Genomic DNA, 16,601 nt, shown 5'->3' with positions numbered 1-16,601 from the left:
TTGTTATTGCTTGTGGATTTCACCGTCTTTCATAACAAAAGTGACCCGCTGTAATTCAGTAATGTCTTGCAGCGGATTGCCATCTACTGCAATTACATCGGCATAGGCGCCACGCTCGATGCGTCCTAGACGCGGGTCTCGTAAAATATCTGAGGCAGCGATAGTTGCCGCTTGGATCGCCTCGACTGCAGGCATTCCCGCTTCAACCATAAACTCGAACTCTTTCGCATTGTCGCCATGCGCTGAGACACCGCTATCTGTCCCGAAACCAATTTTTACCCCCGCTTTATAAGCGGTGGCGAACGTATCTTGGATTTTAGGACCGATAGCCAACGCCTTAGGCTTCACAACCGCGGGAAAATAACCGTCTATTTTCGCCTTCTCAGCAACAAACTTGCCTGCCATGATTGTCGGTACGAGGTACGTACCATTCGACTTCATTGCAGCAATCACTTCGTCGTCCATGTACGTGCCATGCTCAATCGTATCAATGCCCGCATTCACAGCCCGTAACATGCCACTTTTCCCATGGGCATGGGCCGCAATGTGAAAATTATAGTCGTCGGCGATCGCCACCAGTGCTTTGAGCTCATCATCAGTAAATTGTGGATTTTCACCACTTGATGCCATGCTCAACACACCGCCTGTCGCAGTAATTTTAATAAAATCGGCACCGTCTTTGTAATGTTGACGAATGGCTTCCTTAACGTCAGCGGGGCTGTTTACCACGCCTTGCTTGGGACCGGGTTCACCCATCAAGTCTGGGCGCACACCGTTGGTTGGATCGGCATGTCCACCCGTGGTAGCAAGTGATTTACCGGCACTATAAATACGTGGACCACTGACTTTGCCCGCCTTAATCGCATCTCTCAATGCGAGCGTCACATTGTAGGAATCTCCCGGGTTACGCACAGTAGTGAAACCGGCTAACAACGTTTTCATACCGTAGTTGTGCGCGGTGTAAGCAAGATCAGCAGGTCCCTCGGTGAAACGATTGAGGTAAGCCGCAGGACCCGATTGACCATCTAAATGGACGTGCAAATCTGTTAATCCGGGAAGACAGGTCTTATCGCTCAGATCGACAACATCGGCATTGGGCTGCTCTGAAGTCACATCAATAATTTTGTCATTATCGAACTGAATATAACGTGCACCGATCAGCTCACCGCGTTCACTATCAAATACATTTCCGCAATGTAACCAGCCTTCTGCTTGAGCTGCAGAACTACAGACCGCCAACACCAAACTAAGAGCTATTTTATGTTTCATTATTCAACTCCTGGGTATTTATGTGCCAAAGCACTTGAATCGCTTCCGGTCGTTCAACCAACGAAGCTATGGTGTATTCAGCGAGGTAACTATAAAACTGCTCTTTACCTGCGTGGATAATTCCTTTTAAACCACATACTGGATAAATCTTACACTTTGGGTTCAAACAATCAATCCAGTCTTCATCACCTTCCAACTGTCGGATGACGTTATCAAGCCGCATGTCACTTGCATCAACCGCAAGTGAAAAGCCACCACCTTTGCCACGCCACGTTTCAATAAAGCCTAACTTTCCCAGATGATGCACCACTTTATTTAGATGATTCTTTGGCACCGAAAATACATCACTCAAATCATTAATCGTTGCGCGCTTATCGCGGTCCGATGCAGCGAGGTAGATAAGTACTCTTAGACCATAATCTGTATATTTCTTTAATTGCACGCGGGTTCCTAGGTTTTCTCATGCTTTAATTTTAATCGGGTTCCAGTACGGCTTTCTATAATGAGTGTATTCTGGTCGAAATCAATGGCTCTGACGTTATTGACTGCCTCGGCAAAGCTGCGAGCGTCCTCCATCACTGTCGCTGAGCAGGCACGGCGTGTACTCCCCATCCACTTTAAGTGCACCATTTCACTACCAAACTGATATTGGCCAAAGCGCTGATTACAGCCGTCTGACCCCACCAGCTTGCCGTCCGCTAAAAACTGAATGTACATGTTAGACGACGGTGTCATTGATGCATTAGCCTCAGTCAAAATCCACTTAGGTCCTTGTAAAAGATCAATGGTTTCACCACCACACCCTGTGGCATTGAAGTCGCCCGAGTAATTCACCGTAAAGGGATAAATCATGCCACTCATGGAATCTCGGCAAACCTTCGCGCGAATATCCAGTTGATCGCCATTAGCAGTATTCACTCGCCAGCTTGGCACACTGCTATCATCACCGACCGATTCAATCTCAGTTACCGTAGCCATCCACTCTTTTTCAGGTGTGCTCACTTCAACCTGCTGAGCGTTCATCGACAAAGCCCAAAACGGCTCATTACCCGATGCCGAAAAAGCTTTGGGTAACGAGTCCGCCGCTCGACAATCGGGCAAAGATTCTCCGCGCCAAATAAAGTTCGCCGTATCGCCTTTATTCCAAAATGTGCTCTCGCCATCTTCAGACACAAATTTAGCACCCGATGCGACCGGTTGCTGATTTAAGGTATCCTGGCGGTCGTCAAACCGCACGACGAGTTGTTCATTTTTAAACTCGGTTTTAACCGTGTAGGCACCACAAATAAATACCTGCTCTTTACTCATATCGCGTTGCGATGGCAACGATGAACAGCCAACAACGACCAAACTTACGAGCAGTACAACACAACCTAATCTAAACATAAGTCACCTAATTTGATGAATACACGCCTTTAAGTTTCAGCATACCGCCACTCATCAAAAGCTCAAGCAATTAAACGAGCGTTTACAGTACCTCACCCTTTGCTTAAAAAACTATTCATAAAACCTTAATTTTTAATTGCGAATTGTTATCATTTTAATTACTATCTGGCACACTAAAATCACCTGGAGAAAAACCATGAAAAAAGCACCGATCGCATTAGCCATCGCAAGCTTTCTTAGCAGCCCGGTAGTGGCAGCAGAAAATAATACAGATATCGAAACCATTAAAATCATTGGTTCCACCGAAGAGGCACGCCAAGTTGCAGGCTCATCGGCGCTAATCGATGAAGAGCAAATGCGTGTGGAAGTACCCACCGACATCAACCAGTTGATGAAAACGCTCCCTGGCGTTTATGTGCTTGAAGAAGACGGCTTTGGTCTACGCCCTAACATTGGTATTCGTGCGGCGAACGCGGGTCGTGTAAGCAAGGTAACATTGCTAGAGGATGGTGTCATGATGGCACCGGCGCCCTATTCAAACCCTGCTGCGTACTACTTCCCAACCACCATGCGCATGTCATCGATTGAGGTACTCAAAGGCGCGCCATTATTGCGCTATGGCCCTCAAACAACAGGCGGCGTGCTCAACCTAGTATCAACACCAATTCCTGAACAGGCCGTCTCAGGCCAGGTATTGGCACAGTGGGGCGAGTTCAGCAGCAACGATATCCATGCCTACGTCGGCGGCACACAAGGTGCTTGGGGCTTTTTACTCGAGACCGTGCAACGTGAGAGCAACGGCTTTAAAGAGATTGACCGCAGTAACCGTGATAGCGGCTATGACATTCAAGACTACACAGCAAAGCTGAGTTTTGACCAAGGACCACATCACGTTTTATTTAAGGCGCAATACTCAGAGGAAATCTCAAACGAAACCTATCTGGGTTTGACTGATGCAGATTTTGCTGAGGCTTCGAACCGTCGTTACGGCATCTCGTCCATTGACCAGATGGATAACAGCCACAATGGCTTTAGCTTAGCTTACGGCTTTGATGTAAGTGATGATATTAAGTTAAACGCTGTCGCTTATCGCAACGAATTCAAACGTGACTGGTTTAAGCTCAGTGGCGGAGGCTCTTTAGTCAGCGCAGCGAACCAAGGCGATCTGCAAGCACAAGGGATCCTAGATGGTACCCAAGATGCTCAAGGTCTTGCCTATAAGCATAACAGCCGTGCTTACGAAAGCTACGGACTTGAATTAAGTGCTCAGTGGCAACTGGGTGCACATGCGCTTGAGTTCGGTGGTCGTGACCACACGGACGAGATGGACCGCTTTCAACCAGTAGAAATTTTTGACCAGGTGAATGGAAGTTTAGTGTATCAATCGACGGTAAGCCCTTCAGGTGGCGATAACCGTATTGAAGGCGCTGATGCAACCAGCCTCTGGATTACTGATAACTGGCAAGTAAACGAAGCGCTTAAAGTGAATTTGGCATTGCGCTACGAGGATGTATCCTCGTTCCGTAACCAGTACAGCGAAGCAGCACGTACCAGCACCCCAGCATTTCGTTCAAACTCAAGTGATGAGTGGCTACCGGGCGCATCCTTTACCTATAACTTAAACGATGCGTGGCAGGTGCTCGCAGGTGTTCATAAAGGCTTCTCACCACTCGGTGGTGGCGCAACCGAGAACCAAGAACCTGAAACCAGTATCAATTACGAGGCTGGCCTGCGTTATCAGCAACAAAATACCTTTGTTGAGGCGATTGCGTTCTATAGTGACTTCAGCGACACCACTCAATTGTGCTCGATCGCTACACCTTGCGACAATGGCGCGGAATCCGGCACCTATGTTCTCGGTGAGTCGGTTGTACAAGGTTTAGAACTCCAAGCACAACACACGTTTGCTGCGGGCAAATTCTTGATTCCTGTGGATATCGCATACACTTATACACAAGGTGAGATCAGTAAAGACAACGCCGTGTCTGGGTTGATGGATGGTGACCGTTTGAACGATATTCCAGAGCACACGGCTAACGTCCGTATTAGTCTCGACAACAACGCGGGTTGGATTAACTACCTAAACTTCAAGTACATTGACTCGATGTGCGTGAATGTCGGTTGTAACAACAGCTCAGCCGCTTTTGACGAAACCGAGTCATTGTTCGTTACCGATGCGGTCAGCCGTTATGAACTCAACACACAAACGTCGGTGTATGTGAAAGTTGAGAACATTTTCGACCAGCAAGCAATTGTTGCTCGTACGCCAGATGGCGCTCGCCCGAACAAGCCACAGACGGTATGGATGGGTATCGACTATAAATTCTAGTCATCAGGTAAAACGGACCGGGCTCACATCGAGCCCGGTTTTTTTAGTTTAGCCTGCCAAGGCGATTAAATAATCAGCGAGTGCCCCCATACCTGTGCGCTCGACATCTGCCCGTTGCTCAGCATCTTGGTTGTAATTCGTGTTGGTGTTCACATCGTAGACAAACAATTCACCCTGACTATTCTCGATAAATTCAATGCCCGCGACATCGATATCATTGCTGCGTAAGAAGGTTTCCAGTTGGCGAATGATCGGATGATCATTGAAACGGGTCGTTACTTTAAACTTTTCCGCAATCTCGCAAGCATCCGCAGGGCATAGTTCAAAGCCTTGTTCGGTATTCACCTGCACCGCGTAAACAAATTTTTGCCCCACGAACTCGGCGCGCGTTATACAAGGCGACTTCGCCTTAATATACTGTTGCACCAGCCAGGTACCATCTAAGGGCTCCTCATACTCGTCGCCTTCAGTGTAAGCAGTGAGTTCGTCAACATCATCGAACTTTTGCACACCCAAACCTTTACCACCGCGATTCGGTTTAACGATCAACGGCCAATCATTAAACTGCTTCGCCGCCTCGATAAGTTGTGCTTTACCAACCGCTGCAAAAGTACGTGGCACAGCCAGACCAGAACGTTGTAAGGCTGCGTATTGCGATAACTTACATATTTCGAGCGCAAGTACTTGTGAGCCATTAACGACAGTACGGTTCTGACTCTCTAGCCATGTCAGAGCCAATTTAGTGAGCTCAGGCGCAAAACGATGACCACGCGTGTGTGATGATGCGCTCATACGGTTATAGTAAACCGCATCATCCGGTTGATTATGAAAAGGCACAACCCCCTCATCTAAAAACCAACTTTTAGGCGTCACACCCCGCTCTTCAAATGCTTGATAAAGGGGCTTCAACCACTCTTCATTTTCGTGTAAGATTACGATATCGCGCATGCTACACTTCCTTAAAATCACAAGAACACGACGAGAAGATTGCTCATGTCCCATAAAATTCTCGGCCCGATTGCCGCCCTATTAAGCGCTATAGTAACACGAAATTTGGGCATGCCGTTGGATGCGGCGCTCACCTTGGCAACCGTCGTCTGGGTCGCTTGGTGGTGGGTTTCGGAGTGCATTCCACTGGCAATGACCGCGTTACTACCCTTTATTTTATTGCCGTTGATTGGGGTGCTCAGTCCCAATGAGGCCGCCACTGCACTCGGTGACAATATTATCCTACTGTTTATGGCTGCCTTTATGATGGCAAAAGCGATTGAAGCGAGCGGGGTGCATAAGCGGCTGGCGTTGTCGTTAATTGCGTTTATCGGTCCCGACAGTGGTCGTCGCATTGTGATTGCCTTTATGTGCGCCACTGCTTTTCTTTCGATGTGGATATCCAATACCGCCAGCGTGCTTGCTTTATTGCCCGTTGCTTTGGCGCTCGCCGACGCAACAGATAACAAACCCTTTCAAAAAGCACTCTTACTCGGCCTTGCCTACTCGGGTTCGGTCGGCGGCATCGCTACCTTGGTCGGTACCCCACCCAACCTTATTTTTGCGTCCATATACGAGAATATTTCTGGGCAAAGCTTCGACTTCACGCGCTGGTTGGGGATTGGTATACCCATGATGGTTATCAGTATTCCGTTAATGGCTTGGTACCTTACACGCAATATTCAGCTCAGCATGCCATTGCAACTACCTGCACAGGACCAAATGTCAGCGTATGAAAAGCGCGTATTAATGGTGTTTGGCATGGTTGTATTACTCTGGGTAACACGCACAACCCCTTTGGGTGGCTGGACGGGGCTGCTCGGGCTACCCGCACTTAATGATGCGACCGTCGCACTCGCCGGTGCATTAGCGATGTTTGTTATACCGAGCGGGCAAAAGCAACAACCCACATTACTGGATTGGTCGCTCGCCAAGGATATCCCCTGGGGGATTCTGCTGCTCTTTGCGGGCGGTATATGCTTAGCTAAGGGCGTGATGGCAAGTGGTCTTGGGACGTTAATGGGTGAATCACTGACAATTTTAGGTGAGTGGCCGCTTTGGTTGTTAATACTGATACTTACACTGTCAGTTTCATTTATGACCGAATTTACCTCAAACACCGCCACCGCCACATTGCTTATGCCTATTTTAGCGGCGACCGCGCAAGCGATTAATCAGCCCATCGAGATTTTGATGATTCCAGCCGTGATTGCATGTAGCTGTGCGTTTTGTATGCCCGTAGCCACACCGCCCAACTCGATTGTTTTTGCATCCAACCGCATCACCATTCGTGACATGGCTCGCACCGGGGTTGTGCTGAATATCTTGCTCGCCTTTGTAACGACCGCAATTGTCATGGTTTTGGTCTAAATCAAATGTTCTGGTAAGCAAACTCAGGTAAACTTAGCGCTTTTTAGACAGGAGTCTCTCGATGGATCAATTGCCTGCTTGCCCCCAATGCTCGTCCGAATACGCATACGAAGACGGTAACGTATTAATCTGCCCTGAATGCGGGCATGAGTGGTCACCACATGACGAGAGCAATGAAGACAGTCAAGTGATTCGCGATGCGAATGGCAATGAGCTCAACGATGGCGATACCGTGACCGTTATTAAAGACTTAAAAGTAAAGGGATCTTCGTTAGTTGTTAAGGTCGGCACAAAAGTTAAAAACATTCGTCTAGTCGATGGCGATCATGATATCGATTGCAAGATTGATGGTGTAGGCGCAATGAAATTGAAATCTGAGTTTGTTAAAAAGGTCTGATAAACCGTACAAAGGAATCTTCCATGCAACGTTTTCTTGCCTCTCTGCTATTGGTTTTGAGCAGTTTAGTAGCCGCAACGTCAGCCCACGCAAAGACTGAACAGCAAACTATCGTGCTGATTTCTATCGATGGTTTTCGTTACAACTATATCGAGCAACACCAAGCCGAACATCTTAAAAAAATCGCCGAACACGGAGTGCGCGCCAAAGGTCTAATGCCTGTTTACCCTTCTAAAACATTCCCGAACCATTTGTCGATTGTGACCGGTCAATATCCGTCACACCACGGTATCGTTGATAACAACTTTTACGATACCGAGCGCAATGAACATTACAAAATGGCCGATGGCACAGAAGATAGTACCTGGTTACATACCTTACCCATTTGGAATTTAGCTGAGTTTCAAGGGGTAAAGTCAGCGACCTTCTTTTGGCCTGAATCCAGCGCCCGTATCAACGGTCGCACACCGACCTATTATTATCCCTATAGCCACTTTGCGCCCAATCAACAGCGTGTTGACCAAATTATTCAATGGCTGCAGCTACCGGAACAAAGTCGCCCTCGGATGATCACCGGTTACTTTTCAATTGTTGACTCGATGGGCCACCGATTTGGTCCGGATGCGAAGCAAACGAAAGGCGCAGTTCAAGCAGTCGATAAGCTTATAGGACAACTGTGGCAGCGTATTCAGGACGAAACCGAAGGTTCAGTTAACTTAATTGTGGTTTCCGATCACGGCATGGCGCCGATTAAAGCAGATGCCATGATCGACGCAGATGACTTAGCCATTGATGAAGAAAAGTTTACCACCGTAAATTCGCAAACACGCTATCTCATTTATGCTAACGAAGACACCAGCGCTGATGATATTGCGGCACTTCGAACAAAACTAGAGGACAGTAGCGACCTTGGCTATCGCGTTGAAACCGATGACAAGCTTAAACAATTACATGTCAGTGATGGCCCACGTAAGCCCGCCATCGTGCTCTCAACGGATGCACCGGTGAGTTTCGCAACTCGACCTATCGAAGAGCGCTCCGACGGTGGCACGCACGGCTATTACAACAATCGTGACATGGACGGTTTATTTATCGCAGTGGGTCCAGCGTTTAAAAACGGGATGACTATCGATCGGTTTGAAAATATTCACATATATCCACTAATGGCGGATATTTTAGATCTTAAATTAATGACCAAAATTGATGGCGAAATAGCTGTTTTAAAACCTATTTTAAATAATTAATTCGCCTTCGAGTGATCTGTTTTAAATAGCCGAGCGAATTGTAAAGATTACTAAAATACTTGGTATTTTTCTTTGCAGTTCGCTAAATATATACATGCACGTTCGTATGTATATTCATAACCTAAAAGGCTATTTAAATTATGGCAGAGACACTCTCGTCACAGTATTGGGCCGAGGGATATTGGATGAACGATATTCCTACCCTGCTCGGAATTGTCGCTGCGATCTGGCTTTTACTGGTTATTGCTGCGGCGTTTGAAGCGTTCCGGCACAAATTACTGGTCGATAAAATTCCAGTACGAGTGCACGTTAATGGGACCCGCGGCAAAACCAGTGTCACCCGGCTTATCGCAGCGGGCTTAAGATCAGGTGGCAAGCGTATTTGCGCTAAAACCACCGGCTCTGCAGCCGCTATCACTGACCCTCAAGGAAGAGAGTTTCCTATCTACCGCATTAGCGGTGCCAACATTATCGAGCAAATGCGTACGCTCAAGCGCATGGCTGCACTCAAGCCCGAGATTGTTGTTATGGAATGCATGGCACTGCAACCGCATTATCAATCGCTCAGTGAACTTCGCATGGTGCGCTCTAACGTGGGTGTTATTACCAATGCCCGTGCGGACCACCTCGATGTGATGGGACCCGGTGAAGAGGATGTAGCACTCGCATTAGCGGGTAGTACACCTGTAAAAGGTAACCTGTTTACCGCAGAACGCGATCTACTGGGTGTTTTCGAGCACTCGACCAAAGATCGCAACAGTCAATTGCATGGGGTGACTGAAGAGGAAGTCGATGCGATCGGTGATGATATTCTGAAACAATTCAAGTACTCGGAACACGCCGAGAATGTTGCCCTTGCACTAAAAGTGTGCGAACACCTCGGTGTCGATCGCGAACAGGCATTGCAAGGCATGATAGGGCTTGAACCCGAAGCGGGAGCGATGCAAGTGCTCCACGTAAACTATTTCCGTCGCGAAATCGTTTTCGTAAACGCATTTGCCGCCAACGACCCAGAGTCAACGGGCAAAATCTGGGAAAACATGTTGGAGAAGCACGGTAAAGAGCGCAAACGTATCGTGTTAATCAACTGTCGTGCGGACCGCCCGCATCGCTCTCAACAAATGGCAGAGGCAGCGATCGAGTGGACCCAAGCAGACCGCTACATTTTGATGGGTTCAGGCACCTTTATCTTTGTTCGCGCGGCCGTTAAATATGGTCTCGACCCAGAAAAAATTCTTGTAATGGAAAACGCTGCCATTACTGACATTACCGAAACCTTGCTGGAAGAAGCTGGCAACAGTGCACTTGTTGTCGGCATGTGTAATATTCATGGTGGCGGCGAAGAAGTCGCTCGGTTCTTCCAAAACCGTTCCTTGAAGGAGGAAGACCTGTGATCGCTTTAAATATTCTAGCCGTTGCCATTGGCATCGGATTGTTCTTTACCCTATTGCTCACACAAACACTCGGACTCGCCGCAGGCGGCTTGGTTGTGCCAGGTTACGTAGCATTGCAACTGACCGATCCCATGAGCTTGGTGATCACGTTGGTGGCTGCCTTACTCACATTCTTGATCGTCCGCATCATATCGAGCTTTGCTATTATCTATGGCCGTCGCCAGACCATCATTATGATCCTAACGGGTTACCTTATCGCTGGCTTAATGGATTTGTTCCTCGGTAGCTTAGTGAACTGGGTCGACTTACAAATGGTGGCAGGTGGTGATGACGCCCAAGCGCAAGTCGCAACACTGGAGTCATCCTTCATGATGGCCGTGATGTCGAGCAATATCATCGGCTATATCATCCCCGGACTGATAGCGATTTGGTTTGAGCGCCAAGGCGTTTTACAGACGTTATGTGGCTTAGCGGTGACCGCTGTATTGGTGCGTCTCGCGCTTATCGTCATCATGCCCGAAGCGTTGCAAATGTACGAAGCAAGCAGCGCGTTTCAAATGCCAGGCTGGTAAGGAGAATTCCAAATGAGTAGTTTTACTAAGATTTATTGGCGTTCTTCAGGTGTGCCCGCCTGGGGACTGATTGTACTGATTATCGCAGCGTTAGTGGCTTTACTAGCCGCCGAGAACGTGAAAGAGACCGACCCTATCGTGGATAAGAACTATGCCACCATGGTGACTGCGGCAAAAATCATGCGCCAAGGTATGGAGGTCATTCGTCCACTGCGCGCCGAGAAAGAACCGATTAATCCTGAGTTTGATCCACAACGCTCTGGCTTTATCGGGCTCGACAACAGTATCGTTACAACCAACCATGGTGGACGTGAGTCTAAACAAACCACTGTAAACCCAAACTGGGCAGCCGTAGCGGTAAAGCTATTAGCTAAAGCGGGTGTCGAAAAGGGTGATTTAGTGGCTGTGACCGTTTCTGGTTCATTCCCAGCATTGAACCTAGCGGTTTACTCGGCATTAGAAGCCATGGAAGCGGAGCCGATTATTATCGCTTCAGCCTCTTCTTCGCAATGGGGTGCAAATGTACCCGGCTTCTTGTGGTTGGACATGGCGCGAGCATTGGAAAAGGCCGATGTGATTTCATTCGAACCCAAATACGCTTCAATTGGTGGTATCGAAGACCGCGGCATTGGCATCCCACAAGCGGGTATTCAATCGATTCGTCAAACCATTGAACGTGCTGGTTTGCCGATCATCGAACCCGCCAACTACCAAGAAGCCGTCGCCGATCGTATTGCGATTTTCCGCGAGTACGCCTCGGATCGTAATTATAAAGCCTTCATCAACGTAGGCGGTGGTGCAACGATCGTGGGGCCTCCCGGTATCGACGATATGTTTAAGTCAGGCCTACAGTACGATGCACCGTCGCGCGCCTACGCGGTGGATACCGTGATGGGATACTTCCTTCAAGAGAATATCCCGGGCATCCATTTTATCGGCATCAAGAACATGGCGGAGCGCTACGGTCTTCCCATAGCACCACTTGAGGCCGTGCCTGTCGGTAATGGCGGTATCTATTCCTCAAGCACCTATAGTCGGTTGCTTGCTTTCGGGCTTGCTGTGGCACTATTCGGGCTCACATGGTTAATCGTACGCTCAGCGCGTATCACTAGCCTCTGGCGTCGCGATAGTACCAGCGGTAAAGGAACCAAGCCGATGGTATAAACCGCATGGGTGTAAAAAAAGGAGCCTAACTGGCTCCTTTTTTATTAAGTCCAATAGTTAAACCGCGGCCACTCGTCGATAAGCTCATCTTCTGCGTTCGAGACATAATACTTATCAAACTGCGATGCCGTAGCACAGGCATGGTTTGGCAGAATCCGCAATTGATCACCCACCTGTATATCGCTTGGAATATCGGTTAGCCCAGCACGATGCTTAATAATCCCATGCTCTTGACTCGTGCTCTCGACAACCCAGCCATCCAATGGACGTCCCGCAGCATCGAGTACCATACCGTAACCATAGTCAATCGCTTGGTGAGCGGTCCCCCGATCACGCGAAAGCGCCATCCAACCAGCATCGATTAAAATCCAGCCCTTCTCAGGCTTAACACCAATCACCGTCGTTACGACCGATAAGGCAATATCATCAAGTGAGCACACGTTGATGTTCGCCATCACCAAGTCAAAAAACACATAGACACCCGCTCGCACCTCTGTCACACCCGAGAGATCTTGCGCGAAGTGTGCCGTCGGCGTAGAGCCAATACTCACAATTGGGCACGCTATATCGACGCCGGCGAGCTGATCCTTCACGCGCACAGCGGTGGCACGCTCATTTTCAGCCGCTGCCACTTTTTCTGCTCGCGTGCTACACCCGTATGAGCCCCCAGCGTGGAGCAATACACCTTTGAATAACTGCGCATCAGCGAGTAGTTGACTGACAGCCATTAATGCTTGGCTATCAGGCGTTAAGCCTGCTCGGCTGCCATCACAATCCACTTCAACCAGTGTAGGGATTACAACGTCATGTAAACGACAAAATTCGACCACGTTACACGCTTGTGTTTCGCTTTCTAAGATGATTTTTAAATCGATACCTTGTTCAATCAACCGCTTTACATGCGGCAACTTATTCTCCGCAATACCGACCGCGTATATCTGGTCATCAAACCCATGCTGCGCGAAGAAGTCCGCCTCTTTAAGCGTCGATACCGTGATAGGTCCGGTGCCACCGTTGAAAATCGCTTTCACGGCGGGCAATGACTTTACCGTCTTTACGTGCGGTCGTAACGGCGTATTGAGAGCGTTTAAGTGACAATTTAAACGCTGAATATTGTTATCAAACCGAGGCTGATCAACACGTAGATACGGAGTCTCAATTGCATTCCATGGCATTATTCACCTCCCTCGCTTAACTCATAAAAGCGACAAATATGCGCCCACGCCTCTTCAGCGGTGTTCACTAAGGTAAAGAGCTTCACATCCTCAGGTGCAATCAAACCTTCCTCAATCAACAAGTCAAAATTGATTAATTTGGACCAAAAGCCTTTACCAATTAGCACGATAGGGACAGGGTCGATCTTCTTTGTCTGGATTAAGGTCAAGGTTTCGAACAACTCGTCCAGAGTTCCGAATCCGCCAGGCAATGCGACAAGCGCACGTGCGCGCATTAAAAAATGCATTTTGCGAATCGCAAAATAATGAAACTGAAAGCAAAACTCAGGCGTTATGTAGGGGTTTGGATACTGCTCTTTGGGTAGCACAATATTAAGACCAATACTGTCCCCCCCCGCTTCCGTTGCACCGCGATTAGCTGCCTCCATGACCCCAGGACCTCCGCCCGACATCACCACAACACGGTGCTCTGGATAGTTTTGACTATGCTCAGTAACTAAGTGGGCAAATTTTTGCGCCTCAGCATAGTAACGACTGTTTTTTAAGTCTCGCTTAGCCTTAATCCAGTGCGCTTTGGTGGTTGCATCCTCGGGATTTTTATCCAGCTCAGCTTGTGCAATATCTAGATTATAATGCGCTTGCTCGGGTGATAAGAATCGGGCACTGCCAAACACAACCACTGTCGCATCAATACGATGCTGCTCAAGCACACGCTCAGGCTTTAAATACTCAAGTTGTAGCCGCACATGACGCAAATCGTCCTCTAACAAAAAGTCATTGTCAGCGAATGCTAGTTTATAACTGTCATTATTTTGCAACCGTGCGATCGCCTCTTCTGACTGCTTAGCCGAAGCATGGTGTCGTTGGTGCAAAGGGTGTTTATCGGCCATTGGAAAGTCCTAAGGTAAAGGGTGATAGCCCATCCAGTCGGGCGCTAAAGGTTGCTTAATACCATCGTAATCGAGCTTAATTGCATAACCATCAAGCAAATCAATCTTGAGACAATCATCGACTGCGAGCAAATCATCCTTGTGTAATTGCTCCGCGCCCGCGAGTCCTCGCGCAGACACCTGACTCCGTGCACGTTGCTTAGCATCAGCAGCAGACTTGGCAACCACGACAGTAAAGTCATGGAACTCCGCCAAACGACCAGGGAAATAACCCCCAAAGTTGACAAAATACAGGGATAACCCCTGGTTATCGACCGCCTGCTGAGTCAATGAGATGCGATACCCATCGACGTGATGTAAGGCAACGTAACTGTCCAAATGGATACCCTTCTGCGAACCGAACCACTGCTGTCGTAGTGCCGGAAAAGTGGCTTCAATCGTTGGCGCGACGACAAACCGTACATCATGCAGCTCGATATGTGCGCCTGGCGCACTGCCGCCAATATAAATCATAAAAAGTTGGTTAGCCTGAGTGCTCTCTACAGACACGTTGGAGTACCTCTTGTATTGTGTTTCTTAACCATCGACGCAACGGATCAGCGTCTGTCCGTTCATGCCAAATTTGCATCACCTGCACATGCGGAAGGTCAAGCGGTGGTTCAAGTATGACTAAATTATCATCCAATGCGGTCGCCTGCTCAGCTATTGATCGCAAACAAGTCAGCAACCACCGCGTCCCCGTTAATAAGCGAGTTGGCACAATAAAACTGGATAAACCTGCAACGATACTGCGTTCACGTCCCAACTCGGCCAGCTTTTGATCGACCAACCCTTTTAAATCGCCGGTTAAGGTTGTAAGTAAATGCTCACACTGTAGATAATCTTCAAGTGACAAACCGCCAATGATATGAGGGTTATCCTTAGCCGCTAATACTTTAAATGGTTCCTCAATTAAGCGTTGCTGACGCAACGTATCAGGCAAGTCATTGTAAAAGCCTGCGATAGCAATATCGCATTCGCCCGTTTCCAATTCGTTACGTGGCAGACGACCTCGCGTATTTTGCGTCACTAAGGTGACATTAGGTGCGGCTTGCCGTATTACAGGCAGTAAATGAGGCAATAGCGCCTGCTCCATATAATCTGTTGTATATATCCGTATCGACTCTGTTCTGCTCAGATAATCATGCCCTTCGGTTTGTTCATAGAAATTTCGAAGCTGATGAATAAGCGGCTGCATCTGACGCGCAAGTTCATGGGCACGCGGTGTCGCTGTCAAACCTCGCGCGGCACGCACAAACAATGAATCGCCCATCTCGTGGCGAAGTTTATTTAACTTGTGACTTAGCGCGGGCTGACTCAGTGACATGCGTTGCGCCGCCCGAGTAGCATTTAACTCTTCATACAGTGTATAAAAAACCAACAGAAGGTTAATATCCTTAGTGTATAAATTCATGTGTTATTCATTTTTTCGATGGGTTAAATAGATTTTTTCTTATTATCGAATGATAGTACACACGCTACTATAAGCGCATCAAAATTTACGCCTTAATTGGAGGCTTCATGGCAACAGGTTTTATCAAGTCACTCATAATCACCGCTACCTTGGGCGCAGCATTGCTGTTTAGCCAAGCAGCGGCTGCGAGTAAGGGCAAGGTGCTCGTTTTACTCTCCAGTGAAACACAACTGGAACTTGCTGATGGCAGTCAGTATCCAACCGGTTACTACTTAAACGAGTTTGGTGTACCTGCTGATGCGCTGCAGCAGGCGGGCTACGAGCTGGTTCTGGTAACACCAAAGGGAAACGCGCCCCGGGTCGATCAACGTTCTGTGGATACACAATATTTCGGCGGCGATGAGCAAGAAATGCAACGTATTCAAAAAGTCATCGCTAACCTCGATGGTATCAACGATACCCACAAATTAGCCGACGTACTTAAAGGTGATTTGAGCCAGTTTGATGGTCTATTCATACCTGGCGGGCATGCACCTCTGATTGACTTGGTCGGTAATCCAGAAGTCGGTGAGCTACTGACCTATTTCCACAACCAACAAAAGCCTACCGCTGCAATTTGCCACGGTCCTATTGCGCTGCTGTCACCACAGCAAATGCCGGCACAGTTTATTGACCAGTTTGCACAAGAAGGTCAATCACAAGCGCAAGACTGGATCTACGAAGGTTATCAGATGACTATATTCTCGACCCCAGAAGAGCAAGTTTTCGAGGGCTCACTTAATGGCAAACAGATCCGTTACTACCCAGCCGCTGCGATGCAGGCCGCGGGCGCGAATCTCGAACAAGCCGAAGCGTGGCAGCCCAATGTCGTTGTCGACCGCGAACTTATTACCGGTCAGAACCCATTTTCCGACAAAGTTCTAGCAGAAGCGTTAATCAAGCAACTAGAACAAGCGCAGTAATCAACAAG

Annotated in this window: 16 protein-coding genes; 8 read left to right on the top strand and 8 right to left on the bottom strand. The window is 48.2% G+C overall.

Going from position 1 to position 16,601, the window contains the following annotated elements; translation table 11 throughout:
• Positions 1-3: 3 nt before the first annotated feature.
• Genes DFP83_RS07655 through DFP83_RS07645 form a run of 3 tightly spaced genes read right to left on the bottom strand, consistent with a single transcriptional unit; the run spans position 4 to position 2,655 of the window.
• Positions 4-1,269: a metal-dependent hydrolase family protein gene (locus DFP83_RS07655; RefSeq protein ID WP_110574488.1), complete on the bottom strand. Its 1,266-nt coding sequence runs from the start codon at positions 1,267-1,269 to the stop codon at positions 4-6.
• Positions 1,259-1,711: an RrF2 family transcriptional regulator gene (locus tag DFP83_RS07650; protein WP_110574487.1), complete on the bottom strand. Its 453-nt coding sequence runs from the start codon at positions 1,709-1,711 to the stop codon at positions 1,259-1,261. Before DFP83_RS07650 ends, DFP83_RS07655 begins: the two co-directional genes overlap by 11 nt.
• Positions 1,712-1,719: 8 nt before the next feature.
• On the bottom strand, positions 1,720-2,655 hold the full coding sequence (locus DFP83_RS07645) for an META domain-containing protein (RefSeq protein WP_110574486.1): 936 nt from the start codon (positions 2,653-2,655) through the stop codon (positions 1,720-1,722).
• 196 nt (positions 2,656-2,851) lie between these two features.
• Here DFP83_RS07645 and DFP83_RS07640 point away from each other — a divergent pair, with 196 nt between their 5' ends.
• Positions 2,852-4,984, top strand: coding sequence for a TonB-dependent receptor family protein (locus tag DFP83_RS07640; RefSeq protein ID WP_110574485.1), 2,133 nt, complete (start codon positions 2,852-2,854; stop codon positions 4,982-4,984).
• Positions 4,985-5,032: 48 nt separating this feature from the next.
• Here the strand turns inward: DFP83_RS07640 and DFP83_RS07635 are convergent, their stop codons facing one another.
• Positions 5,033-5,932, bottom strand: a complete 900-nt coding sequence (locus tag DFP83_RS07635) for an ATP-grasp domain-containing protein (RefSeq protein WP_110574483.1) — start codon at positions 5,930-5,932, stop codon at positions 5,033-5,035.
• A gap of 45 nt (positions 5,933-5,977) precedes the next feature.
• On the opposite strand from DFP83_RS07635, the gene DFP83_RS07630 reads away from it, so the two are divergent.
• The 6 genes from DFP83_RS07630 to pgsW all read left to right on the top strand — a co-directional run bounded on the left by DFP83_RS07630 (position 5,978) and on the right by pgsW (position 12,113).
• Positions 5,978-7,342 carry an SLC13 family permease gene (locus DFP83_RS07630; RefSeq protein WP_110574481.1) on the top strand — a complete coding sequence of 455 codons (1,365 nt, stop codon included), beginning with the start codon at positions 5,978-5,980 and terminating at the stop codon, positions 7,340-7,342.
• Positions 7,343-7,403: 61 nt separating this feature from the next.
• A complete protein-coding gene (locus DFP83_RS07625) occupies positions 7,404-7,739 on the top strand; it encodes a zinc ribbon domain-containing protein YjdM (RefSeq protein WP_110574480.1) in 336 nt (111 codons plus the stop codon).
• 23 nt (positions 7,740-7,762) lie between these two features.
• Entirely contained in the window at positions 7,763-8,983 is a 1,221-nt protein-coding gene (locus tag DFP83_RS07620) for an alkaline phosphatase family protein (protein ID WP_110574478.1), read from the top strand.
• Between the two features lie 140 nt (positions 8,984-9,123).
• Positions 9,124-10,377: a poly-gamma-glutamate synthase PgsB gene (pgsB, locus tag DFP83_RS07615; protein ID WP_181416389.1), complete on the top strand. Its 1,254-nt coding sequence runs from the start codon at positions 9,124-9,126 to the stop codon at positions 10,375-10,377.
• Entirely contained in the window at positions 10,374-10,949 is a 576-nt protein-coding gene (gene pgsC, locus DFP83_RS07610; RefSeq protein WP_110574474.1) for a poly-gamma-glutamate biosynthesis protein PgsC, read from the top strand. Before pgsB ends, pgsC begins: the two co-directional genes overlap by 4 nt.
• Before the next feature lie 12 nt (positions 10,950-10,961).
• A complete protein-coding gene (pgsW, locus tag DFP83_RS07605) occupies positions 10,962-12,113 on the top strand; it encodes a poly-gamma-glutamate system protein (RefSeq protein ID WP_110574472.1) in 1,152 nt (383 codons plus the stop codon).
• Positions 12,114-12,157: 44 nt separating this feature from the next.
• Here pgsW and DFP83_RS07600 read toward each other — a convergent pair whose 3' ends face one another.
• From DFP83_RS07600 to DFP83_RS07585, 4 genes are read right to left on the bottom strand one after another with little or no spacing between them, the layout of a single operon-like run.
• Entirely contained in the window at positions 12,158-13,288 is a 1,131-nt protein-coding gene (locus DFP83_RS07600) for a DSD1 family PLP-dependent enzyme (protein ID WP_110574470.1), read from the bottom strand.
• Positions 13,288-14,178: an LOG family protein gene (locus tag DFP83_RS07595; RefSeq protein ID WP_110574468.1), complete on the bottom strand. Its 891-nt coding sequence runs from the start codon at positions 14,176-14,178 to the stop codon at positions 13,288-13,290. Before DFP83_RS07595 ends, DFP83_RS07600 begins: the two co-directional genes overlap by 1 nt.
• A 9-nt stretch (positions 14,179-14,187) precedes the next feature.
• Positions 14,188-14,691 carry a DUF1543 domain-containing protein gene (locus DFP83_RS07590; protein WP_110574682.1) on the bottom strand — a complete coding sequence of 168 codons (504 nt, stop codon included), beginning with the start codon at positions 14,689-14,691 and terminating at the stop codon, positions 14,188-14,190.
• A 10-nt stretch (positions 14,692-14,701) separates the two neighbouring features.
• On the bottom strand, positions 14,702-15,631 hold the full coding sequence (locus tag DFP83_RS07585) for a LysR family transcriptional regulator (protein ID WP_110574467.1): 930 nt from the start codon (positions 15,629-15,631) through the stop codon (positions 14,702-14,704).
• Between the two features lie 107 nt (positions 15,632-15,738).
• On the opposite strand from DFP83_RS07585, the gene DFP83_RS07580 reads away from it, so the two are divergent.
• Positions 15,739-16,593 (top strand): type 1 glutamine amidotransferase domain-containing protein, encoded by an 855-nt coding sequence (locus tag DFP83_RS07580; protein WP_110574464.1) that lies wholly within the window; start codon positions 15,739-15,741, stop codon positions 16,591-16,593.
• Positions 16,594-16,601 lie beyond the last annotated feature (8 nt).

The organism is Idiomarina fontislapidosi, assembly GCF_003226255.1.
Taxonomy (GTDB): domain Bacteria; phylum Pseudomonadota; class Gammaproteobacteria; order Enterobacterales; family Alteromonadaceae; genus Idiomarina; species Idiomarina fontislapidosi.
This window is presented reverse-complemented; position numbering and strand designations above follow the sequence as displayed.